This is a genomic window from Cellvibrio mixtus subsp. mixtus J3-8, from assembly GCF_000766945.1.
Lineage (GTDB): Bacteria > Pseudomonadota > Gammaproteobacteria > Pseudomonadales > Cellvibrionaceae > Cellvibrio > Cellvibrio mixtus_A.
Genome location: NZ_KN266211.1, coordinates 3,352 through 27,946, shown reverse-complemented (window position 1 = coordinate 27,946; position 24,595 = coordinate 3,352). Strand labels below are relative to the sequence as shown.

At 48.0% G+C, this 24,595-nt stretch carries 16 protein-coding genes; 10 read left to right on the top strand and 6 right to left on the bottom strand.

All coding sequences use genetic code 11. The features are described from left to right. Positions 1–146: 146 nt before the first annotated feature. From A596_RS16340 to A596_RS16310, 7 genes are all read left to right on the top strand, one after another. Positions 147–1,964 (top strand): putative bifunctional diguanylate cyclase/phosphodiesterase, encoded by a 1,818-nt coding sequence (locus tag A596_RS16340; protein WP_039916768.1) that lies wholly within the window; start codon positions 147–149, stop codon positions 1,962–1,964. Positions 1,965–1,977: 13 nt separating this feature from the next. After that, positions 1,978–5,079, top strand: a complete 3,102-nt coding sequence (locus tag A596_RS16335; protein ID WP_039916766.1) for a PAS domain-containing protein — start codon at positions 1,978–1,980, stop codon at positions 5,077–5,079. A gap of 173 nt (positions 5,080–5,252) precedes the next feature. Further along, positions 5,253–6,335 (top strand): UDP-glucose--hexose-1-phosphate uridylyltransferase, encoded by a 1,083-nt coding sequence (locus A596_RS16330; protein WP_039916764.1) that lies wholly within the window; start codon positions 5,253–5,255, stop codon positions 6,333–6,335. A 70-nt stretch (positions 6,336–6,405) separates the two neighbouring features. Continuing rightward, a complete protein-coding gene (galK, locus tag A596_RS16325) occupies positions 6,406–7,560 on the top strand; it encodes a galactokinase (RefSeq protein WP_039916762.1) in 1,155 nt (384 codons plus the stop codon). A gap of 171 nt (positions 7,561–7,731) precedes the next feature. Then, complete coding sequence (locus tag A596_RS16320) at positions 7,732–10,458, top strand: TonB-dependent receptor (RefSeq protein ID WP_039916761.1); 2,727 nt, start codon at positions 7,732–7,734, stop codon at positions 10,456–10,458. Positions 10,459–10,590: 132 nt separating this feature from the next. Further along, on the top strand, positions 10,591–11,778 hold the full coding sequence (locus tag A596_RS16315; RefSeq protein WP_235425762.1) for a glycoside hydrolase family 53 protein: 1,188 nt from the start codon (positions 10,591–10,593) through the stop codon (positions 11,776–11,778). A gap of 5 nt (positions 11,779–11,783) precedes the next feature. Next, the gene (locus A596_RS16310) at positions 11,784–14,141 is read left to right on the top strand and encodes a glycoside hydrolase family 2 protein (protein ID WP_039916759.1); all 2,358 of its coding nucleotides are present in this window, start codon (positions 11,784–11,786) and stop codon (positions 14,139–14,141) included. A 43-nt stretch (positions 14,142–14,184) separates the two neighbouring features. Here the strand turns inward: A596_RS16310 and aac(6') are convergent, their stop codons facing one another. Next, a complete protein-coding gene (gene aac(6') / locus A596_RS16305; RefSeq protein WP_039917082.1) occupies positions 14,185–14,625 on the bottom strand; it encodes an aminoglycoside 6'-N-acetyltransferase in 441 nt (146 codons plus the stop codon). A gap of 402 nt (positions 14,626–15,027) precedes the next feature. On the opposite strand from aac(6'), the gene A596_RS16300 reads away from it, so the two are divergent. Then, positions 15,028–15,612: a DUF2214 family protein gene (locus tag A596_RS16300; protein WP_152600209.1), complete on the top strand. Its 585-nt coding sequence runs from the start codon at positions 15,028–15,030 to the stop codon at positions 15,610–15,612. An 82-nt stretch (positions 15,613–15,694) separates the two neighbouring features. Here A596_RS16300 and A596_RS16295 read toward each other — a convergent pair whose 3' ends face one another. Continuing rightward, a complete protein-coding gene (locus A596_RS16295) occupies positions 15,695–18,262 on the bottom strand; it encodes a TonB-dependent receptor (RefSeq protein ID WP_039916758.1) in 2,568 nt (855 codons plus the stop codon). Between the two features lie 189 nt (positions 18,263–18,451). After that, a complete protein-coding gene (locus tag A596_RS16290) occupies positions 18,452–21,328 on the bottom strand; it encodes a TonB-dependent receptor (protein ID WP_052417600.1) in 2,877 nt (958 codons plus the stop codon). Between the two features lie 259 nt (positions 21,329–21,587). Here A596_RS16290 and A596_RS16285 point away from each other — a divergent pair, with 259 nt between their 5' ends. Then, complete coding sequence (locus A596_RS16285) at positions 21,588–22,169, top strand: RNA polymerase sigma factor (RefSeq protein WP_052417599.1); 582 nt, start codon at positions 21,588–21,590, stop codon at positions 22,167–22,169. After that, positions 22,166–23,149 carry a FecR family protein gene (locus A596_RS16280; protein WP_039916756.1) on the top strand — a complete coding sequence of 328 codons (984 nt, stop codon included), beginning with the start codon at positions 22,166–22,168 and terminating at the stop codon, positions 23,147–23,149. Before A596_RS16285 ends, A596_RS16280 begins: the two co-directional genes overlap by 4 nt. Here the strand turns inward: A596_RS16280 and A596_RS16275 are convergent. The 3 genes from A596_RS16275 to A596_RS16265 all read right to left on the bottom strand — a co-directional run. Next, a complete protein-coding gene (locus tag A596_RS16275) occupies positions 23,093–23,587 on the bottom strand; it encodes an RHS repeat-associated core domain-containing protein (RefSeq protein WP_039916754.1) in 495 nt (164 codons plus the stop codon). The genes A596_RS16280 and A596_RS16275 overlap by 57 nt on opposite strands. Positions 23,588–23,677: 90 nt before the next feature. After that, the gene (locus A596_RS16270) at positions 23,678–23,974 is read right to left on the bottom strand and encodes a YwqG family protein (protein WP_039916753.1); all 297 of its coding nucleotides are present in this window, start codon (positions 23,972–23,974) and stop codon (positions 23,678–23,680) included. Between the two features lie 23 nt (positions 23,975–23,997). After that, a partial coding sequence (locus tag A596_RS16265; RefSeq protein WP_200882950.1) for a DUF2380 domain-containing protein occupies positions 23,998–24,595 on the bottom strand: 598 nt, incomplete at its 5' end.

Below are 24,595 nucleotides of genomic sequence, written 5' to 3'. Positions count from 1 at the left end.
GGGTTCGATAAATCGAACCCCTACGCGTTATAGCGCGAATCAGGCGAATGCATTTTCGACCAAACAAATCTTCATAACCGGCGCGTAGCTATTCCTTATCCTTCTGCTATTATCCGATGACAACAATAGTGAAGGACTTGGTTGTTATGTCGAGTGCGCCGCGTATCCTGCTGGTGGACGATACTCCGGAAAATCTGGATGTCCTCAGCGGAATCCTTGAAGATCTGGACTGCGAATTATTGGTTGCCACCTCGGGTGAACGCGCATTGGAACTGGCTGCGCGCCGTTTGCCGGAGCTGATTTTGCTCGATGTCATGATGCCGGACATGAACGGCTTTGAAGTCTGTACCCGTCTTAAAGCCGATCTGGCGACCACGGAAATCCCGATTATTTTTGTTACCGCACGCACCGATGATATCAGCCAGGGTTTTCGCGTGGGCGGTGCGGATTACATCACCAAGCCGATTAACACCGACGAAGTGCGCGCGCGGGTGCGCTACCAGTTGGAACGCCAGGCGATGGTGGCGGAGCTGAAATCATTCAACCGCGAGCTGGAAACCAAAGTGCGCGAACGCACGGCAGAGCTCACCATCGCCAACCGCCAGTTGCGTGAGGAAATTAATGAGCGGCGCTACATGCAGGACCGCCTCAATTACCTCGCCACCCACGATTTTGTTACCCGCCTGCACAACCGCAATGCCCTGGAAGCCCATGTCTCCGAATTACTGGCACGCATCCAGATCGAAAATTTAAGTGCAACGTTTTTGTTAATTGATATCGACCGCTTCCGCTTGATCAATGAAAGTTGCGGCTGTATCGCCGGCGATGAATTATTGCGGCAATTTGCCGACAGTGTTTCCGGATTATTAGCACGCACCGATTTTTTTGCGCGTTTGGGCGGCGACCGCTTTGTGGTAGTCACCGAAGGTGATGGCAGCGATAACGGTGTGGAACTAGCGCAAAGTATCCTCAAACACCTGGAGCAATTTAATTTCCAATGGGAAGACCGCCAATTCAAACTGGCCGCATCCATTGCCACCTTGCCGCTCACACGCACAATTGTCAGTTACGATCAAGTGATGCTCGCCGCCGATGAAGTTATCTTTGTCGCCAAACGCGATGCGCGCGGTGCGGTATTCAGTTTGGAAGAAGCGACCAAACGCAGCGATTTGCACAAAGAAAATATCAACTGGGCATCGCGCCTGGTCGATGCATTGCAAAACCAGTTGTTTCGCGCTTATTTTCAGTTGCTGGAATATTTTCCAGCTGCCAATAACCAGGCAGAGCCGATTTATCGCCTGGAAGTTTTATTACGTTTGTGGGACCCGCAGGCGCAACGCATGGTATCGCCCGGTGAATTTATTGGCCCGGCCGAGCGTTTGCAATTAATTCCGGAACTGGATAAATGGATGATTAACCATGTGCTGGCGTTATTCGCACGCAATCCGCGTTTGCTGGAACGCATGGACCTGATTTCCATCAATCTCTCTGCAATTTCGATTCGCGAATCACAACTCGCGCAATTCATTATCAATTGTTTCAAGCAGCACAATTTACCGGCCAATAAATTTTGTTTTGAAATTACTGAAACCCAGGCGATTGTCAACATCGATTCGGCGCGCCAGTTTATGCAAACCCTGCGCGATTTTGGTTGCCATTTTGCGCTGGATGATTTTGGTAGCGGCTTTGCGTCCTATGCCTATTTGCACCAGCTGGCATTCGACAAAATAAAAATCGACGGTATTTTTGTGCGCGATATGGATACCGATCCATCCCACTACGCGATGATTAAATCCATTATTGAAATGGCTGCTTCGCTCGATAAAGAAGTGATTGCCGAATTTGTGGAGACCGCCGAAGTTGCCCGGCAGTTACATGCACTGGGTGTGCAGTGGGGGCAAGGTTATCATCACCACAAACCGGAAGAGTTGAATTACCAGGCCCTGGAACAGCGCCTCGCTTGATGGAGTTGTTCCTGTGGTAAACCTCGCGCGCAACAAATTGTATTTCTTCGCCAAACTCCCGTTATTAAATTTGCTGTTTGCACTGGGGTATTTTGCGCTGGCGCATTTTGGGATGATGTGGAGTTCACTCACGTCCAATGTAACACTGGTATGGCCAGCAGCCGGTTTTGCCCTCTTCGGTTTGTTATTGTTTGGGCTGCGTGTTGCGCCCGGGATTTTTATCGGCGCATTTACCGCCACCCTTTTTTTACATTTTGATCCGAATATCGGGCGCAGCTTTACCAGCATCGCCGTTACCTTCCTGATGACTTGCGCCGACCTGCTGCAAAGCTGGTTGATTGCGCGCATGAATCGCGGGCTGTTCACCCGCAATTTGTTAATCAGCTTGCCGCGCGCGTTATATTTTATTGGCAGTATTTTTATTTGTTGCAGCATTTCCTCCACCATCGGCGTTAATTCACTTTATTACCTCGGCATTACTCCGCAGGACGAATTAATAAAAAGCTGGGCCTTCTGGTGGATGGGCGACAGCATTGGCATGCTGGTGGTCACGTCCATCCTGGCCTGGGCATTAATTCCACGTATTCGCCATAACAATACCCAGGCACAAGCTTTTTTATTGTTGTGCGCCGGTGTTGGCGTGGTGTTATTCCTGGTTTCAGCGCTGGGATATGTTGAGCGCAGCAGCGCTGTTCCGTTAATTCCGGAAGCCAATGATTTGCGCCCCTGGTATTTACCGAGCTGGTTACAATTATCGGCGCTGGCAATGGGCTTGACCCTGATCGGTTTGCTGACGGCTTATTTGCGCGCGCGCCAGAAAAATGATGATTTGTTTTTGCGTATCCAGCAAAAACTGGAAGAGGATGTTTCATCGCATACCGAAGCATTGCGCGCGGCGAATGATTGGCTGTTAAATGAAATAGTGCAGCGCCAGCAAACACAGGAACAATTGCAAGCGTCGCAAGCGGCATTAAAAGAACGGGAACAACATCTGCGCAGCTTGCTCGATAACATCCCCGATCCTATCTGGTTAAAAAACATGGAAGGTTTGTATATCAGTTGCAATAAAGCCTTCGCCCGGATGCTGGCCCGCCCGGAGCATGATGTGCTCGGCAAAACCGAGCAGCAACTGGTAACACCGGAATTGGCCGATTTATTTCGTCATTACGATCAACAGGCACTGCGCAGCCATGAGCCGCACCGTTATGAACAATGGATTTCCATTGCCAACCAACAACGCTATTTATTGGATACATTAAAAGTTGCCCTGCGTGATGAAGAGGGAAAACCTACCGGTATATTAGGTATTGGACGGGACATCACCGAAAAAAACCTGTTGTTTACCGAGCTGGAAAAATTCAAACGCTTTGCTGAATATTCAAGCCAGGGTTTTGGTATCGCCACGCTGGATGCCGAAACGATTTACATGAATGCCAGTATGCGCACCATGCTCAATGGCGTCTTGGGCGATGGCAACTTCAAGCAACAATTCTGGCAATATTTTCCTGTGGAATTGCAACAACACGTGCGCGATGAAATTATTCCGCAGGTATTACGCGAGGGCCAGTGGCAAGGCGAGCTGGCAGCGTTACATCCCGACGGTTCGCAATTCCCGACCCACGAAACATTTTTTGTGATTCGCGATGACCAGGGCAAGCCGCAATATATCGGCAATATCATGACCGATATTTCCGCGCAAAAAGAAACCGAGCTGCAACTCTCCCGCGCCAAAGAAACCGCTGAAGAAGCCACACGTGCAAAGAGTCGCTTCCTCGCCAATATGAGCCACGAAATTCGCACACCCTTGAACGCTGTGCTCGGCTACACGCAATTACTCATGCGCGATGAAAAATTTACCGGCAACCAGCGCGAGCGCCTGGAATTAATTTTGACCTCCAGCCAGCGCCTGCTGGGATTGATTAACGATATTCTCGATCTTTCCAAAATAGAATCCGGCGTCTTGAATTTGCGTAAGGATTATTTTGATTTGCACCAGGAAGTCGACGACATCCAAACCATTATGGCCGAACGCTCGAGCGCCAAAGGTTTGCAGCTGATTACCCAAATCGATTTACCATCGCCCTATATTGTGAAAGGTGATCGCCAGAAAATTGGCCAGATTTTATTAAACCTGCTCGGCAACGCGATTAAATTTACACCGCACGGCAGCGTGAGCTTGCAAGTGATGCCGCTGCCCGATAACAACGTTGAATTTGTGATTGGCGACACCGGTCCCGGCATCGCCGAAAAAGAATTGGCGGAATTATTTGCCGCATTCAAACAGGGGCAAGCCGGTGAAGATGCTGGCGGCACCGGTTTGGGCCTCGCACTGTCGCGTCACCTGGCCGAAGGTATGGGCGGCAGTTTGCGGTTATCGAGCGTATTGGGGCAGGGAACACTCGCTTATTTAATGCTACCTTTGGCCAGTGAAAATATTGTTCTGGAGCAGCGCAACAACCAGGCATCGCATCACCTTGAAGCTGGCAGCCATTGCCGTGCATTGGTGGTGGAAGACGATCAGGCGAGCTGCGATATCCTCGTGGATTTGCTGCGCCAGATCGGTTGCGAAACCCTCGCCGCGCGCGATGGCCACGAAGGCCTATTGCAATGCGCCAGCCACAACTTCGATATTATTTTTACCGATATCCGTATGCCCGGCATTAATGGCCTGGATATGCTGCGCAAGTTACGCACCGATCCCGCCTACACCAACACGCCGATTATTGCGGTATCTGCGTCCAGCCTGGAGCATGAACGTGCGTTTTATCTCGCGCAGGGGTTCCAGGATTTTATCGGCAAGCCTTATGCGTTCGACGATATTTTTAATGCGTTGCGTGCTTTCGCACAAGTCACATTTGCCGGGCAGGACGACAAACCAGCGGTTACTACCGAAGAAAACCTGGTTGTCGATATCTCCATTATCAGAGCCGAACTGGAAGAACTCGCTAACCGAGCGGCCAGTGGTGATATGAGCAACAGCAAGAAAATTATCGCCAACCTCACGCCGGCCCAGTTGGGTAACCAGAGGCACCAGCAACTGCTGAATGCAGTGCGTCAATATGATTTGGAGCGGATAGAGAAGCTGGTGCACATCTGGCTGGCGGAAACCCGTTAAGCTTTACCTTGATGTCCATTTAAAGTGGTTTTTGTTACCGATTCCTATCCGGATTTCCACCATTCCACGCCACGAAAATGCAGCTCAAACAATCCGTGCGCCAATTGCTTTTTAGGTGATCATAGGATAAATTATACATAAATATTAATTATCATATTTATTGTGAGCAAGCAGTGACAGACTCAAGGTTTTCGGTCAACGACCACCCCCATCGCCGATTCAACCCGCTGACTGGCGAATGGCTATTGGTATCGCCCCAGCGCAACAAACGCCCCTGGCAGGGCCAGCAAGAATCCAACCAGTGGCCAGACAGCCCCGCCCATGACCCAAAGTGCTATTTGTGCGCGGGCAATGAGCGGATTGGCGGCGAGCGCAATCCCGATTACCCAACCACCTTTGTATTTACCAACGATTTCGCCGCACTGATGCCGGAAGTTCCCGTAGCACCGGCCACAGGGGATCCGCTGTTCCAGATCCAGGCCGAGCAAGGCACGAGCCGCGTCATCTGTTTTTCACCCGATCACAGCAAAACCCTGCCGCTGTTATCGGATGACGAAATGCAAGCCGTTATTACTACCTGGATGCGCGAAGCGGCGGATTTGGGCCAGCGTTATGCCAGTGTGCAGATCTTTGAGAACAAAGGCGCCGTGATGGGCTGCTCCAATCCTCACCCGCACGGACAAATCTGGGCTCAAGACCATATTCCTACGCTGGTCGCTAAAGAAGATGAACAACAGCGCGCGTTTCTGGCTACACAGGGCCAGTCATTGCTGCTGGACTACGCCCATAAAGAGTCGGCCACTGGCGAGCGCGTGGTGACCGAGAATGATGACTGGTTGGTGGTTGTTCCTTTCTGGGCCGCCTGGCCATTCGAAACACTACTGCTGCCTAAACACAAGCTGGCGCGTATCACCGCTTTGAGCGAGTCACAACAATTGAACCTTGGCCAGATCCTGCGCGACCTGACGGCGCGTTACGACAACCTGTTCGAATGCTCCTTCCCTTATTCCATGGGCTGGCATGGCGCGCCGTTCACTGGCGCCGATAGCGATCATTGGCAATTGCATGCCCACTTTTATCCCCCGCTGCTGCGCAGTGCCAGCGTGCGCAAATTTATGGTGGGTTACGAGATGCTGGGCGAACCCCAGCGCGATATTTCCCCGGAACAGGCCGCCGCGCGGTTGCGCGAGCAGAGCCCGGTGCATTTCAAAAACCAGTCCGGTGCATCTCATAAACAACGGCCCGGTTCAATGTAAAAACAAATAGCGCATTGGAAACAAATAATTTCCCGGCAATCAAAAGAATAAGGCGATAGGTACCAAGCCCATGAACACCCTTTCCGAAGCACGAGTTAGCGAACTCTTTGGCGAATTTTTTGGAAGCCATCCAAAAGCATTGGTCAAAGCGCCCGGCCGTGTAAACCTGATCGGCGAACACACCGATTACAACGGCGGCTTTGTTTTACCGGCCGCGATTAACTATCACACCTACATCGCCTTGAGCCCACGCACTGACCGCACCTTGCGCGTTGTAGCCTGGAATTTTGATAACGCCGACGTAGTGATCCCACTCACCGAAGAGCAGCAGGAAGACGAATCCAACAACTGGTCCAACTATATTCGCGGCGTCGTACAACAACTTTGCCGCGCCGGTTTCACGCTTGCGGGTGGCGATTTATATATCGCTGGCGATTTACCTTCCGGCGCGGGCCTGAGCAGCTCGGCATCGCTGGAGATGGCGGTCATCCGCGCCTTGCTAAGCCTGAGCGGCGAGGTCATCGCCCCTACTAAAGCCGCATTGCTCGGCCAGGCTGCCGAGAACCAGTTTGTGGGTTGCAACTGCGGGATTATGGATCAACTGATCTCCGCGCGCGGCCAGGCCAACAGTGCGTTGCTGATCGACTGCCAGGACCTTTCCGCCCGCGCGGTAACGATGCCCGGCGACTGGGAAATCCTGATTGTCCACAGCGGTGTCAAACGCGGCTTGGTCGACAGTGAATACAACCAGCGCCGCCAGCAATGCGAACAGGCTGCTGCCCATTTCGACCAAACCTCCTTGCGCGCGGTAGACCTGGGGGATTTGCTCGATGCCGAAGGCATACTGGATGACCTGAGCTTCCGCCGCGCGCGGCACGTCCTTACCGAAAACGCCCGCACCCTGATCGCGGCCGATGCGCTGGCCAAAGGGGACTTGTCTACACTGGTAAAAGTGATGGGCGAATCGCATATCTCCATGCGCGACGATTTCAATATCACCACTCCGACCATTGATCGTCTGGTGGAGATTATCGCCGCCGCAGGCGAGGGCCAGGCCGGTGCGCGTATGACCGGTGGAGGCTTTGGTGGTTGTGTTGTGGCAGTAGCTCCCGCCGCAGTGATTCCCCGCTTGATGGCCGCCGTATCCCACACCTATGAGCAGGAAACCGGCTGCGTTCCCACCTTGATCCCCGCCAAAGCAAGCGCGGGTGCATTTAATAATTAACCTTCAGGAATTAATTTTTGGCGCCAACAGTCTTTCGGTTGACACCTGGCGCCGATTAAATAATCATATAAATGATATTTTATGATTTACCTATAATTAGTACCCATAATTAAACGTACAAATACCTAAAGTTGTACCTATAACGATAAAACAATTCACGAGGACAGATGTATGAAAAGCCCGATCAACCTGCGTCACACCCCCTTGTTCCTGGCCCTCAGCCTGATCGGCGGTGTATCCATGGCACAAACAACCCAACAAACCACTGAAGGCCTGGTTGAAGAAGTTGTCGTTACCGGCAAATTCGCTCAAAGCTTGCAATCAGCGATGGAAGTAAAGCGTAATTCCGCTACCGTCGTTGAAGCGATTTCCTCCGAAGATATCGGCCAATTGCCCGATGTTTCCATCAGCGATTCCCTGAAACGCCTGCCCGGCCTGGCGCAAGACCGCGACCGCGGCAACGGCAGCCAGATTTCTATCCGCGGTATGGGCGGTATGCTCGGTTTCACTACCCTGAATGGCCGCGAAGTGGCGATCCTGGAGGAAACCCGCAATATCCGTTACGACCAATTCCCATCCGAACTGATTAACAGCGCGCAAGTTTATAAAACCCCGCAAGCATCAATCGCGGAAGGCGGCGTGTCCGGCAGTGTTAACCTGAACACCATCAAACCGCTGGATTACGACTCCACCAAAGTCGTAGTTGATGTGCGCGCAACGTCATTCGATCTGGGCAAAGACATTGATGATGCCGCCAATAGCGGTATCGGCCAGCGCTACAGCATTTCCTATATCGACCAGTTTGCCGATGACACCCTCGGTGTAGCCCTTGGTTACTCAACCCGTTCCGAACCTATCGCCACCCAGCGCGCGGAACTCTGGAACTACGGTGATACCTGGCACAACCTGGTGTGGGACAGCGAATTAAATGCCCCCGTTGCAGCCCCTTGGGGCGGCTCCGCACTGGTGCGCGGCGGCGAAGATGAGCGCCAGGGATTTATGGGAGCGCTCCAATGGCGCCCTAATGACAATCTCGAAATTGCCTATGACGGCTTCTGGTCTTCCTTTGATGTTTCCGAGCAACAACGCGGGTTTGACTTCGGTATCAAGGAGTGGGGCAATGGGCTGGTATCAGACAAGCTCGCGCCAACAGCCTATGACAACCTGCAAGATGGGGCCGAATACGACTTGCTCGGCGGGACGGTTGAACTCAGCTCCCTGCGCAACCTGAACGAAGAATACGTACAGAATGACGAACTCACCAGCCACGGCCTGAACGTGAAATGGACCCAGGATTTGTGGACCATCATCGCTGATGCCGGCGTTTCCGAAACCAGTCGCGACAAGCGTTGGTCCAGCGTACGCACCAATATCACTAATCCCGGTTGGGCGAAATTTGGCTCTACCAGCGATGACCGCATGACCTTCGAATTGCTCGATGCTGACCTGACCGACCTGAGCCAGAACAGCATCGGCCAAATCCAGGTGCAACCGGATGCCGAGGGTGGCGACAAACTGACCTCATTTAGACTCGATGTTCAGCGCGATCTTGAAGTGGGTATTTTGAAGGCCGTTAAATTTGGCCTGGCCAGCTCCAGCCGCGACAAGTTCGAACATAGCCAGATCTGGACCCAGGATGCCACCCAAAATATCGGTGGTGCAATTCCTGCCAGCGCCGTTATCGATGCGCAAAGCAGCAGCTACTGGAGCGATTTGCCCGAGTACCTGAGCCTGGATCGCAATGCCATTATCAACCACTACTTTGGCAGCCTGAAAAACCCGAACCCACGCGATGCCGACGATCTGATTGCCAGTTGGAATGTTAGTGAAGATATTTTCGCTCAGTACATCCAGGTTGATCTGGCCACAGAAGTGGCCGGTATGTCGCTGACCGGTAATATCGGTGTTCGCAACGTAGATACTGAAACCACTTCCAGCGGTTATCAGCAAGGCATCACCGAAGAAGTATGGGAAGAAATTCCGGCCGGTTCCGGTACCTGGGTCATGACTGGCTCAAGGGAAGTTGTTAATGCCGTTGCAGTAGATCACGACTACACCGATGTACTGCCAAGCACCAACTGGACCCTGGCTGTCACCGATGAGCACCTGATTCGTTTCGCCGCTGGTAAAACCATGGCGCGCGCACCGGTTAACATGATGAGCCCAAGCATCAACCTGAACCAGGATTTGTGGGGCTCCAACCCGGGAGAATCGACCTCCGGCAATCCGAAACTGAATCCATTCCGCGCCGATCAAGCAGACCTGGCCTACGAATGGTATTACTCCGAAGGTTCACAGATTGCGGTCAACCTGTTCTACAAGGATCTGGAAAGCTTTATTGCTCGTGCGGCCAATGCGGAAACTGTCACCTACAACGGTAATGATTACCTGGTATCGCGCCCCATCAATGGTAGTGGCGGTTACATCCGCGGCTACGAATTACTGTGGCAACAATCGTTTGATTTCTTGCCCGCCCCCTTCAATGGCCTTGGCGTATACACCAACTATTCGCACAACGAATCCAACGTTGAGCAATTTGTACCCTTGCACAGCGACTACAAAGCACAGCTGACCGGTTTGTCGGAAGATGTTGCCAACTTCACCCTGTGGTATTACATCAACGGTTTTGAAGCGCGTACGTCGTACAGCTATCGCAGCGCGTTCCAACGCGACATCAATCTGGTGATGGGCGAAGAAGGTATGAACGATTCCGAAGGTTACTGGGATTTGAGTTTGTCGTATGAATTCAACGACCACTACAAAGTATCGTTCCAGGTACAAAACCTTACTAACGAGCCGTACAAAACCTACGGTTTGGAATCTAACAATCCGGCGCATATCAACAAGTACGAGGAATTTGGGACTCGTTACTCGATTGGTTTGAACTGGAAGCTGTAACGTCCAAGCAACAGTTGCAATAGTGACGTAAACGGGTTTTACTCAGGACTATCTCTCCTTATTTGCGGCTGCCCTGGCAGCCGCTTTTTTTCCATGCCTGCAATACAAAATATTGTACCGGCAGAGTATGAAATGCGAGGCAAGACCATGATGTATGTGTTGTGCAAAAAAATTCGCTTTGTAACTGTCGCGATTTTTTTGTCTGGTCATTTTTTATATAACAACGCCATTGCTGCTGATAATTTTTACACCGGTGCCGATTTATCCTACGTCAATGAAATGGAAGACTGCGGTGCGGTGTATCGCGATAAAGGCGAAAAAGTCGATCCATTTACATTTTTCGCCAATCAAGGCACAAAACTTGTGCGCGTGCGTTTGTGGCACAACGCCGAATGGACCAACTATTCCGATCTGGACGATGTAACCAAAACATTACAACGCGCCAAAGCAAATAATATGAAAACCCTGCTGGATTTTCATTACTCTGACACCTGGACTGATCCGGAAAAGCAATTTATTCCCAACGCCTGGGCGCACATCACTGACACCAACGAATTAGCAAAAACACTTTACGATTACACCATAAAAACTTTATCTGCATTAGATAAAAAAAATCTGTTGCCGGATATGGTGCAAGTCGGTAATGAAACCAATATCGAAATTTTACAACCGGAAAAAACCATTGTGCACGGCATTCCCAATTGGCAGCGCAATGCCACGCTGTTAAATAGCGGCATAAAAGCAGTGCGCGATTACAGCAAAACTGCCAACAAAAAAATCGAGATTATTTTGCATATCGCCCAACCGGAAAATGCGCTCTGGTGGTTTAAACAAGCCGCTGAAAATGGCGTGAAGGATTTCGATATTATCGGCCTTTCTTATTATCCGCAGTGGTCCACCTATAAATTACCGCAATTACCAGCCGCCATTAACGAATTAAAAACTACGTACAACAAAGAAGTGATAATTGTTGAAACCGCTTATCCGTGGACACTGAAAAATTTCGACAAGGCGGGCAATGTGCTCGACCAAAAAGCAGTACAACCGGAATTTCCTGCCACCGCCAAAGGCCAATTACTGTATCTACTAACATTAACCCAATTAGTCAGAAAATCCGGTGGCCTTGGTGTTATTTATTGGGAACCTGCGTGGGTTAGCACCCGTTGTAAAACATTGTGGGGCAGGGGCTCACATTGGGAAAACGCCAGCTTCTTTGATGCGACGCGTCACAACAATGCATTACCTGCATTTTTATTTTTTAATGCCACCTACACTAACAATCAAAACAATACCTCCAAAATCAACCACACCAACGAGTGAAAAATATGACACTAAAACAATTCGTTGCGCTCAGCCTGTGCGGATTTATCGCAGCCTGTGGCCAGAACTCACCACTATCAACCAAAGTAGTTGCCGACAGCAACTATGACACCCACTGGGAATTTTTTCGCAGCGACAAAGTGCTGGACCTCGCCAATGCGCAACAACATACCGATTGGGAAAAAGTGCAATTACCGCACACACCTAAAATCGAACCTTTATTAGTCAATGAACAATTCCAGGGCGATGCCTGGTACAAAAAAACAATTACGACTGATGCGAGTTGGAAAGGCAAACAAGTTACATTGAAATTTGAATCTGCTATGAACGTGGCAGAAGTCTGGTTAAACGGGAAAAAACTAACAACCCATGTCGGCGGTTATTTGCCGTTCAGTGTAAACCTGACCAGGCAATTAAAATGGGATGCGCCGAATGAATTATTAGTGCGCCTCGACAATCGCGACAATCCCGTTACTGGCCCCAAGCCCTTAAAAGACCTGGACTTTAATACCTACGGCGGCATTTATCGCCACGTAATTTTGCAAATCGATAACGACCTGCATATTAGCGATGCTGTTGCCGCTGGAAAAACCGCAAGCGGCGGTATTTTTGTGCGCTATCCAAATATTACCAAAGAGCAAGCAACGATTAGCGTGCAAACCCATTTGGTTAACAGCCACATCGACCCGAAAAAATTTCGCGTTGTGCAACGCTTGATGGATGGCGATAAGGTTATCGTCGATCAAACCAGTCAACTGCAAACCATTAATGGCAACAGTGATAGTGAAAATACTATTGAGCTGGTACTGAATAATCCAAAACTCTGGTCGCCCAAAGCACCGAATTTGTATCAACTGGTCACGCGTGTTTACGATGGTGATTCGTTAGTAGATGAACAGAGCACACGAATCGGTATTCGCGAATTTAAATGGATTGATAACCAATTATTTATCAATGGCGAAAAAACATTTCTGCGCGGTGTGAATCGTCACCAGGAATATCCCTACATCGGTTACGCCACGTCTGATGCAGCGGATTACCGCGATGCGGTTAAAATAAAATCTGCCGGCTTTGACTATGTTCGCCTTTCACATTACCCACACTCACCCGCCTTTATGGCCGCTGCCGATGAATTGGGCTTGGTGTTATTGGATTCTATTTTAGGTTGGCAATATTTTTCTGAAGATCCCGCCTTCCAGGCACAAATCCAGCAAACCTGCCGCGATTTAATTCGCCGTGACCGCAACCATGCATCGGTAATGGCGTGGGAGTGTTCACTCAATGAATCCTGGATGAGCGAACCGTTCATAGATTCGCTAACCAAAATTATTGGTGAAGAATATCCCGGCGCAAAATCTGCCGGCTGGCAGGAATATGGTTACGATATTTATCTGCAAGCGCGCCAGCATCGCCTTGAACATTACAAAACACCAACCAAACCTTACATCGTCAGCGAATACGGTGATTGGGAATATTACGCCATGAATGCCGGGCTAAACCAAACAGCCTGGGCCGACTTGTTACAAGCTGACCGGAGCAGTCGCCAATTATTAAGCGATGGCGAAAAACGTTTGCTGCAGCAAGCTTCCAATATCCAGGAAGCACATAACGACAACCTCAATACACCAGCCTTTGCCGACGGTTTCTGGGTGATGTTTGATTACAATCGCGGCTATGCGCCCGACCTGGAAAGCTCCGGCATTATGAGCATTGACCGCTTACCGAAATACAGTTATTACTTCTACCAAAGCCAACGCGATCCGAGCGAAGTTTCTGCTAAATTCACTTCCGGCCCCATGGTGTTTATTGCCAACGAATGGACTGAAAAATCCACCACTGATGTGCGTATTTTTAGTAACGCTGACGCGGTGGAATTATTTTTAAACGGCAAACTGATTGGCAAACAATTAGCCGCTGACAATAAAAATTCTGAAACCACTAAAAACCTGAAACATCCCCCTTTCACATTTGCCTTGAAAAAATTTGAAGCCGGTGAATTAAAAGCGCTTGCCTACAGTGGCGATAAAGTAGTGGCCGAACACAAAGTATTTACACCCGGTGCACCTGCGCGTTTGAAACTCACACTGGATACCAGTGGCAAAGCACTACAAGCCGGTGTTAAAGATGTGGTATTTGTATACGCGCAATTAGTGGACGCAAAAAATAATCCAGTATCAGTAAACAATATTGATGTCACCTTTTCATTGGAAGGCGATGGGAAATTAATTAGCCCGGCCACAGTCACCACCAGCGGCGGTTATGCAAGTGCCTTGATAGAAGTGGGAAATTCATTGAGCGATGTAAAAATTGTTGCGCAAGCCCAGGCGTTAGATAGCGCTACAATCGCACTCAGCGCACAATAATTAAATTATTGTGCGCCATGATTGCCCGCTGCCGCAGGGGCAATCATAAACATTTGCGAAAATAAACGACTCGTTCGGTTTCAACAAAACCCAGTGCTTTATGTACATCCTGGCTGACAAAATTATCCAGCCCCGTATCTGAAGCCAGTTCAACACAGCCTTGGGCTCGCGCCCAATCGGTAACCGCATCCACCAATTGCCGTGCAAATCCTTGTGAACGATGGCCCGGCTTGACATAGATCCCTTCAATAAACGCAACAGGTGATGTCTCCGTACCATTGACATAATCGTAACGCAGTGCGGCCTCGATAAACCCCGCTGGCTCGCCAGCATCGTCCACTGCGATAAATTGGCCATAACGTTTGGAATCCTCCAGTAAACTCATCATCTCTTCAATGTGTTCATCCCGCATAGCTTCCGGCCATAATGCTTGCCGCATGGCTAACCAGCCTGAGTCCTGGACCGATTTACAAACAATTACCATTACATCTTCTCCCAACGGTTTATTAAATAATTTCTTTAGATCCACAAAGTATCATCATTGGAGAGAAACGCGTTAAAAATGAGAACCAAAAAACAGAATTTGCACGACAAGCCAAGTAAATTGAGCCAACAGCTAACTGCCATCAATACGGAATAATCCAATAAAATTGATCGGTGGACATTGCGCAAAAAATCATTCTAATGAGAAAAAATTAAAAAACTGAGTTTGCCTGCTTATTCAATCTCTCCTGCAATAAGCTCCGGCATTCCAAATCAGTGTGACACAACACCATCCAGTATCGACGACTAGAACCAATCCTGTGCACCCGCACGGGAATGATGTTTATTGTTATTGCTTTATCAGTTATTCAGGCTCGCTCAATTACAAAAAATCGGGATGATTATGAAAACCTTACTTGTTTATGCACACTTGCTTGCCGCTTGTGTTTCTGTGGGAATTTTATTGTTGCAGGATCTTGCACTCGCCAAAACACGCGGCGGTCCGCTATCCACTAAAGCAATTAGCGATTTGCGAACGGCCGCCGACATTATGTTTTTTGCGTTAGTGGTGTTATGGATTACCGGCCTGGCATTGGTGGTGGTTGGTTACCTGGAGAATCCGGAACAATATTTAATGAACCAGAAACTCTGGGCCAAATTCACGGTAGTTTCAATTCTGACGTTAAATGGATTGTTCCTGCACTATTTTAGTTTTCCGCGTGTTATTTCCCGCTGTGGCTTACTCGGGCGCTCACCGCTGGAGCAATCGCTGATTGCTATCACCGGTGCAATATCTTCTACCTCCTGGCTATTTGCCTGCTTCCTCGGTATAGCGCGCCTATGGAATTACACAGCGGATTACCAGTTTGTAATGCTGGTTTATGCCGCATTAGTTTCCGCAGCGATTATTGTCGCCTGTAATGTGATGCGCAGTTTGCGCGCGCACGAGCCGCCATTGCTCACCGATCAGGTACACATAAAAACCTGATGGCCCACAATAAAAAAGCCCGGCATTACGCCGGGCAAAGTGATGGCTTCAATTGGAAGCCTCAACATCACGGGAGAAAAATTTAAAATTTGGCTCTGACACCCAGGCTATAACGCGCACCATTTTCATAAAAACCAACGGGAATACCGTCGTCTGTGTGCTGATAAATAACTTCGTTGGTGAGGTTAACTGCGGTCAGGAACAATGTGATCTGGTCAGTAACATTCCAATCAGCTGTTGCATCCCATTGATCATAATCCGCTGTTACCAATTGCGAGCCTGACGTCAAACCGCCGTAGGCTTCGGAACGGAAGTTGTAAGAGAGGCGAATACTGACCGAGTCATTTTCATAATAAACAGATGCATTTGCCTGGTCTTCGGAATTGCCTGGCAGTTTTAATTTTTGTCCACCATCAACAGCCGGCACAGTTGCATCGGTAAACGTATAGTTAGCAACCATACCAAAACCCGAACCCAATTCTTTTTGCAATTGCACTTCAAATCCGCTGATGTCCGCACCGTCTGATGCATTATGTGGCCTGGTTACCGAAATATTTTTCCCATCAATAACTTCAGTGGTCGTACGGGTGAACACAAAAGTATCCAGGCTTTTGCTGAAGAAAGTTCCGGATAAGATCGCACCTTCCTCAAAATACCATTCCACGCCTGCTTCAAATTGATCGGCATAAAAAGGTTTGATATTGGGATTGCCTGCACTTGCAGATGCTGTAGTGGCGTTAATCGTGATATTTGCACTCAGATCCTGGAAGGTCGGGCGCGCCATGACTTTGGAAATCGCGGCACGGATTTTGACATCATCGGCCACATCATAAATCAGGTTAAAGCTGGGTAAAAAATCATCGTAGCTGCGCGACACTGAACCTAATTTACCATCGATATAGGCTTTGGATGTTTGGTCTGTTTCTACCGCACGCACACCAAAGTTGCCATGGAATTTATTAATTTCAAAATCGGCTTTAACATAGGCTGCGGAAATTTCTTCATTAATTTCGTAGAAGGCTTTTTGATCGTAGGTGTAAGTCATTGCACCGGCAACAAACATCGGATCAATTACTTGTTTCGCTTTATTGCCATCAATCCAGGCATATTGTGTCAGTGAGCCCGAGGTTGCTGCTTCGCCATGCAAACGTGGCGTTAATCCACCGGATACCTGGTCCATCGTAATCACTTTCCAGGCAGGGCTGGACGAATTGGTTGAACCTACTGTGCGATTATTGGTGATGGTTTCATCGCGAAATTTAATGCCGGTTTTAATGCCGGTGATGATTCCCCAGTCCAGCTCTTTTTCAAAATCCAGTTGCGCATAATTTTCTTCATCTTCCATTTTGCGAATCCAATCGCGTGCACTTAATAACGTCAATGCAGAATGGTCTTTAGGATCAATATCCAGATATTCAATTTCAATCGTATTTTTACCCAGGTTAACGCGTTCGCGGGTATTGGCTTCAAACCAGTAACCCATATCGCGATCACTGCCACCTTCCGCGCTGGTGGTTCCCACTTGTGCATGTACAGTCCAGTCATCACCGGTATAAGTTGCATCAAAGTCCAGCACTTCCGATTCTACGGAAGCTTCACGAAAAATCGGCTCGATTGCTGCACCGCCGCTATTGGGATTTTCAAATGTGCCAGCGACAATGGCTTTCTTGCCATCCCCGGTAGTAATAAATTTTGGATTCGTTACGCGGTCGCCATTTGCCAGTTTGTAACCGCCAGGCATAAATAAATAGTTTTGATTGTTGTTGTCAGAGTCCATATCGGATTTAACATAGTTCAAGGTTAAATCCCATGCATCAGTGGGTTTGAATTGCAATGTGGCGTTGCTGGTAAGGCGTTCAGTTTCCTGCTGGAAAATTGCCGAACCACCACCCCATACCGCATAAACATCTTTTGTCACCGCGCCATTCTGATCGGTTACCGAATAGAGTGTGTTATCGGCAAACCCCTCCAATCCATCGCGGCGCACGCGGCGTTTTTGTGAATTAATTGAAGCGAGCACGCCAAATGTGCCCTCTTCATTTTTCCAACTACCCAATGCAGAAAGTTGCGGGTCCCATACATCAGGCAACTCGCTGTACACACTTTCCGCTGACAAATTAATAGTGCCCGATGCAAGGTCCAGGGGTTTACGCGTCCGGACAATAACCGTACCACCGATACTGCCTTCATCAATATCTGCTTCCGGGCTTTTATAAACTTCCAATGAAGAAACCAGTTCAGATGCAAGGATCGAATAATTAAACCCACGACTCGGATTATCATTTGCCCACCAATAGGCTGATGCAACGTTTTGTCCATTCATCAAGGTACGGTTCATGGTGCTGTTGGTGCCGCGTACAAAAATGTCACGGCCTTCACCCCAAATACGATCGACAGAAATACCGGGAATGCGCTGCAACGAATCCGCAATATTTTTATCCGGGAATTCACCAATATCTTCCGAATTAATTGCATCGACAATCGCATCAGAGTTTTGTTTAACAGACAAAGCCTGCTGCAAACTCCCGCGAATACCGGTAATAACCATTTCTTCCGGTTCTTCTGTTTGTGCGAATACGGATGCCGAGCAACCCGCAGCAAGCAGCGCCATTGCCAGGGGTAATTTTTTATGACGTATTATTTTATTCATTGTTTTCACGCTTATACCTTTACCGGTTGATAAAAATTTGCAGGGTTAATGAAACGCAAGGAGTTATGGACTCCTGGTTATTAACGCAAGGAAAATCAGCAAACCGACAGGAAAACAATAAAAAATACGGAAAATAAAAAATTTACATTTTTCTATTAATAAATGGCGGGATTTAATAATGGAATACGTTTAAGGCAGGCCAATAGCAGCATCCTGGAAGCGCAACCTTACACCGGCTGCAAAGCGGCGTCCGTTTTCATAAAGCCCTTGGGGAATATCATTAGCAGTACGGTAATAAATAACTTCGTTGGTAAGGTTAATCGCCTCAATATAGAAACTGGCAAATGAAACAGGACTCCACGCAGCAGAGAAATCCCACTGCTGGTAAGCATTTGTTTCATCCTGGGTACCGGATAATACTTCTCCGTAGGATTTGGAGCGATAGTTGTATGAGAGGCGCAGGCTATAACGCGTATCTTCAAAATACAGCGATGCATTAATTTGATCGCGAGAATTTCCCGGCAATTTCAATATTTGTTTTTTGTCCTGGGATGCAACCCGCGCTCGGGTAAACGTGTAGTTACTGGAAACCCCTACACCTTTACCAATATTTTGTTGCCACTGTAATTCAAGGCCCGAAATTTCTGCACCTTCCGCATTGTAAGGCCGGGACACATTTAACTTTTTTCCATCCAGGTTTTCTTCCATGGTTTTATTGTAAACAAACGTGGAAATCGTTTTATAAAATGCAGTCGCCGAGAATAATGATGCGGAATCAAAATACCACTCCATCCCCAAATCACCTTGTCGTGCACGAAAGGGTTGCAAACCGGGATTGCCCGCTGAAGCATTTCCACTGGTACCATCAATGACGATATTTGAACTAAGGTTTTGAAATGTGGGGCGCGCCATAGCGCGAGATAAAGAACCGCGAAAAATTAAATTATCGCGATAATCGTAGACGAGGTTAATGCTCGGCAGATAATCATTGTAATGCCGGGCCTTTGACTTGCGCTGCTGCGCTTCATAAGCCGTTGAGACCTGTTCTGTATTTACTGCACGCAGACCAAGGTTTCCATGTAAAGACGTCTGTTGAAACTCTCCCTTTAAATAAGCAGCGCTGATACTTTCATTGATCCGGTAAAACGCGTCACTGTCGTAGCGATAACGCATTAACCCTTGATCAAAGGCGGGTGCAAAAACATCGGTCGCATTCACCTCATCAACCCAGGCAAAACGAGTAAGTGATTTATTGCTCGCCGTTTGGCCGTGCAATTCCGGTGTTAAACCGGTAGAGGCATTCGCCAAACCGGTGCGCGAAAAAATTGTCCACAGCGGATGGGAAGTATCTATGCTGCCCGCATAACGATTATTTTCAATCGTTTGGTCACGCCATTTAATACCGGTTTTTAACGTCGAAAAAAAAGCATTATCCAGGCTCCATTGAATATCAGTTTGTGCATAAATTTCATTGTCTTCCATATTGCGAATCCAATCGCGGGAATCACTTGAGAAATAGGGAAGGCTGCGCGCATCCTGTGGGTCCAGGTCCAGGTATTCCACTTCAATAGTATTTCGACTCAATGAAAAACGTTCGCGGGTATTACCAACAAAACGATAAAGTTGATCCTGATTGGTGCCACCATCGGCATTAGTATTGCCCAGCTGGGTGTGCACCAGGATATTTTCATGCGTGTATTCAATATCAAGATCATAAACGTTGCTATTCACATAAGCGCGGCGAAAAATTGCATCCAGCGCAGCCCCCGTGCTCGCGGCATTATTCACTGTACCGCCAAGCAAAATTTTTCGCCCATCACCGGTTGCCCCAAAGCGGGGATTGGACACTGTTACCGGCGGATCTTCGCGTAATTTAAAACCGCCCGGCATAAATAAATAATTCTGATTGCTGATCTTCATATCCATGGAAGAACCCACATAATTAAACACAGTGCGCCAATTCCCGGTGGGATGCCATTGCAAGGTGATATTGCTGGTATCGCGCTCGCGCGCTTGCTGAAAGATTGCTGACCCGCCTCCCCAGATCACATAAACATCATCGGTCACACTACCGTGATCATCCACAATGGAATACAAACTATTATCTGGAAACGATTCCAGTCCATCGCGACGCGTGCTGGTATTTTGCCAATTAAGCGAGACCAACACACCAAAGTCCTGTTCGCTGTTTTGCCAACTGCCTAACAACGAAGCCTGCGGATCATATGCATCAGGTAATTCGCTATATTGTTCTTCCAGGGTAAACCGTAAATTATTTTCATCCATATCAAACGGTTTATGCGTGTAAATAATAACGGTACCACCGATGCTACCTTCATCAAGGTCCGCCTGCGGGCTTTTGTAAACACGCAACGATGAAATTAATTCCGACGCAAGAATGGTGTAATTAAAACCACGGCTGGGATTATCATTAGCCCACCAATAGGCAGAGGCAACGTTTTGTCCATTCATCAATGTGCGGTTAATATCTTTATCAGTGCCGCGAATATAAATATCGCGCCCTTCACCCCAAATACGATCAACGGATACACCGGGAATTCGCTGCAACGAATCAGCGATATTCTTATCGGGAAATTTTCCGGCATCCTCGGAATTCATTGCATCCAACACGGCATCGGATTCACGTTTAATTGCCAAATTGCGGCGCAAGCTTCCCTGGATACCCGTCACCAATAGTTCTTCGGGCGGTTGAACGGAGATAACTTCGTCCGCAATAGATTTTTGATCTGCTGTCGATGGTATAGATGGAGGTATTACTGGTTTACTCTGCGCTTGAATGACCACCGCGCCATTGCCACCAACAATAAAATTCAATGGTGTGTCGCGCAGCAATAGTGCCAGGACTTGTTCTGGTGTGTATTCACCTTTTATTGGCTCGACATGAATAGCCGGTAAACTTTCTGGCCGAAATAATAATTGCAAATCCGCCTGCTCGGCGAAGCGTGTGAGTGCGTCGGCCAAGGGTAATTTTTCAATCTGGTAATAGCGCGTGGCTGCAAATCCATCGTTACTCGCGAGCAATCCTACAAACAGACTAATGGCCATTGTTCTACGCCACGGGAAGCGTAAACGGGCGACAGTTATGGTCTGTTTAACCTTTTTCATAAAAATTATTTTTGGTTGTACGAGAAGATAAATGCGCAACCATAACAAAAGAGTTCGCCATGCAACAATCCTGAAATAGCGCTGGAATAGCGGAAATCACTCCGGAAAAGCGGCATCCAATGTCGGGTTTCAGGTTTATGATACGTTTATAGAGGCAGACCCATTCAGATGTTTCTTCGCCCGGGGCCCGGCTATTACCATGTCCAAACCTACTTTTACCCTTGTATCCAGGCTCAGCCCGGATCAAACAGGCATTACCGGTGAGCCCCCACCCATGCCCCTCACCGCCGAAAATTTATATAACACCTATCGCGCGTCGCTACTGAAATACCTTATTGGCATGTTGCCCGGTGGCCGGCAAGACGCATTGGAAATCCTTCATGAGACTTATATCCGGCTGTTACAGCATGAAGACCTGGAACGTATCCAGCAAAATCCGCGCGCGTACATTTTTACCATAGCGACGAACCTGGTAACTGATTGGCTAAGGCGTCGTCACAGCCGCCGCCAGGATTTTCACGATAGCTTTGATGAACTGGAATTTCCCTGTGATGAAATGACTCCGATTCGCGCCTTGAATTGGGAACAATCCCTGGCACAACTCAAACAGGCATTAATGGGTTTACCGACATTAACCCGGCAAATCTTTCTGCTGAGTCGTTTTGATGAATTAACGTATCCTGAAATTGCACGCGAACTGAATATCAGCACACGCACCGTGGAGCGTCACATGAGTAGCGCATTCCATGCATTGCAACAATCACTCGAAGATTTTTTATGAATACCCACGGTTCTGGACAACATTCTTCCCACTCAATTCGCTCTCAAGCGGCCGATTGGTTAGCGCAAATGCAAAACCCGGATGCAACCCCGGAAACCCGGGATGCATTTGAGCAATGGCGCAACGCCGATATTCGCCACGCGCTCGCATTTGAACAATGCCGTAGCTTATGGTTGATGACACAGGAATTAAAAAATGATGCCGACATCCAGCGCGAACTGGATTCTGCACGAGCCAGGAAAAAATCCAACGCGCGCAATAACCGCTGGTATATGTTTGCAGCCGCCGCAACATTTCTGGTAATTAGTGTTGGCGTTTTTTTTCAGCGTTCACCGCAACCCATCGAATATTCCACCGCTATTGCCGAGCAGCGATTAATTCAATTGGAAGATGGCTCCAGTGCATTATTGAATACCGATTCAGCATTGCAAGTCCGGTTTACCAGTAATAAGCGCGAAATTTTATTAAAAAAAGGCGAAGCCTATTTCACTGTCGCCAAAGACAAACAACGCCCCTTTGAAGTGGTCGCCGCAAAAAGTTCGGTTCGCGCAGTCGGTACAGAATTTAATGTAGCCCTGTTAAACCACAAACTCACATTGGATGTCACCGAAGGTATTGTGGAATTTAAAACAAAAACGGTTACCGATAATTTACTCACGAGCAAGGTAACACAAGGTGAGGCTATCAACTTTCATTCCGGCGATAGCAAATTGGTTATCCAGCCAGCCAACGCCGCACGAATTTCTGCCTGGAAAGCACGCAAAATTTATTTTTCGGCTGACACGCTGGAAGATGCCATAGCGGAATACAATCGTTATACCCGAAAAAAAATAGTTATCCTGCATGACGATTTAAAACACCAAAAAATCTCCGGTGTTTTTAATATCGATGATACAGATACGTTTATTTTTTCATTGGAACAATTACTGGATGTGCGTGTGGAGCGGCATCAAGGGAAGGTTTTGATTATGAAAAGGTAGGGTGGGGTGCGTGCTGAGAATAAATTCAGCGCGCGTTTCCGGAATCGTAAAATTTTCAGTGCCGTTGTTAGGGGCGATCTGGTTGTAATAATTCGGGTTATTACACGTTTCCGTGGTGCGGAAAAAATCCTTTTGGCCGTCATCGGTGCGGTGATAATAACCGGTGTAGTAACACGAATAACCGTCCGGATCCACAAAACTGCCCGGATTATTAAACGTGTAACTGTACCGGTTAAAACTCTGCGAATTATACGGCGATTGCACCAACAAATCCGCGCTGAGGAAACGGCCCAGGTTCGGGTCATAAACACGCCCGCCCATGTGGATGAGGTTGTGATTATCCAGTTGGTCGTGGCCAGTGAAGCCGGTGCCGGTAAGGAATGTGGCCGTTGGGGTGCCCGGTTTCCAGTTTGGATAATTGCCGCTCGCCCCAGGCACCAAAACTCATGCGGTTAACAAGTTGGCCCAGGGCATTTACTGCCTCACTGTGGACTAAGATCTGATCTACGGATAATAACTGTGTGGTAGTTAATTTGATTGGATAATTGATTTTACATTATTGCACTCAAAGCACATAAAAACATAAATCATTCCGCAATCAGCTATACAGTACTCATCATTTATAGAATCTAACTGCGCGTAAAAAGTCATTCTTTTCTTACAATCCTCACAAATAGGAACATCTTCGCCTTGAATAAAATCAGGCTCTCCTCCCAGTTTGTTTCTAGATCCAATGTTTTCATCAGCCCACTTAAAACCGGGCAAATTTTTAGATTCCACTGATAATGGAATTTTTTCAAGTTTGAATGGCGGTATCTTTTTCATTTCACATGTATCCCGTTACTGTATCAATCATTCTTTTGGTATGGATGAATTCGTGATCCACTTAAACTGAAATCATCCATCATCCTTCCCAGTTGCTGATAAACTTCTTTTGTAGTTGCATTTGAATTCTTTTCGATAAAATTCTGCCAAATTTTGTTCCATCCACCCGGCATATTTCCAAGACCGTTTCCATGAATACCCTTAAGGTGCGTTTTTTCCCCCCAAGTAACTGTATGCTGATCAATATTAATACCTTTTGATTTGAAATATTTATTAAATTGGCGAGGAAAAAGGTGATGATCCATTGTTCTAGCAGAAGGCAAAGCAGCCTTAAACTTCCCCGGCCCAGCCACCATCATCACAAATTGCGCGCCTTTGACCAGTGATCCTGCAACACCATTCCTTGCCGCGGTTTTATTCGCTTCCATTTGCGGGTCGGTTCTCAGTGACAATATGGAACCATTTTCACCCCATATAATCCCAAGCGTTGCGTCTTCAACCAGAATAGCAGCGGCACCGTAAAACTGATTTCCCTCCAGCGGTGCAATTATCCCTGTTGAATCCTGACGTTGCGATGCATTGGTTAAATAATCATTAACCGAAAAATCCGGAATCTTAAAA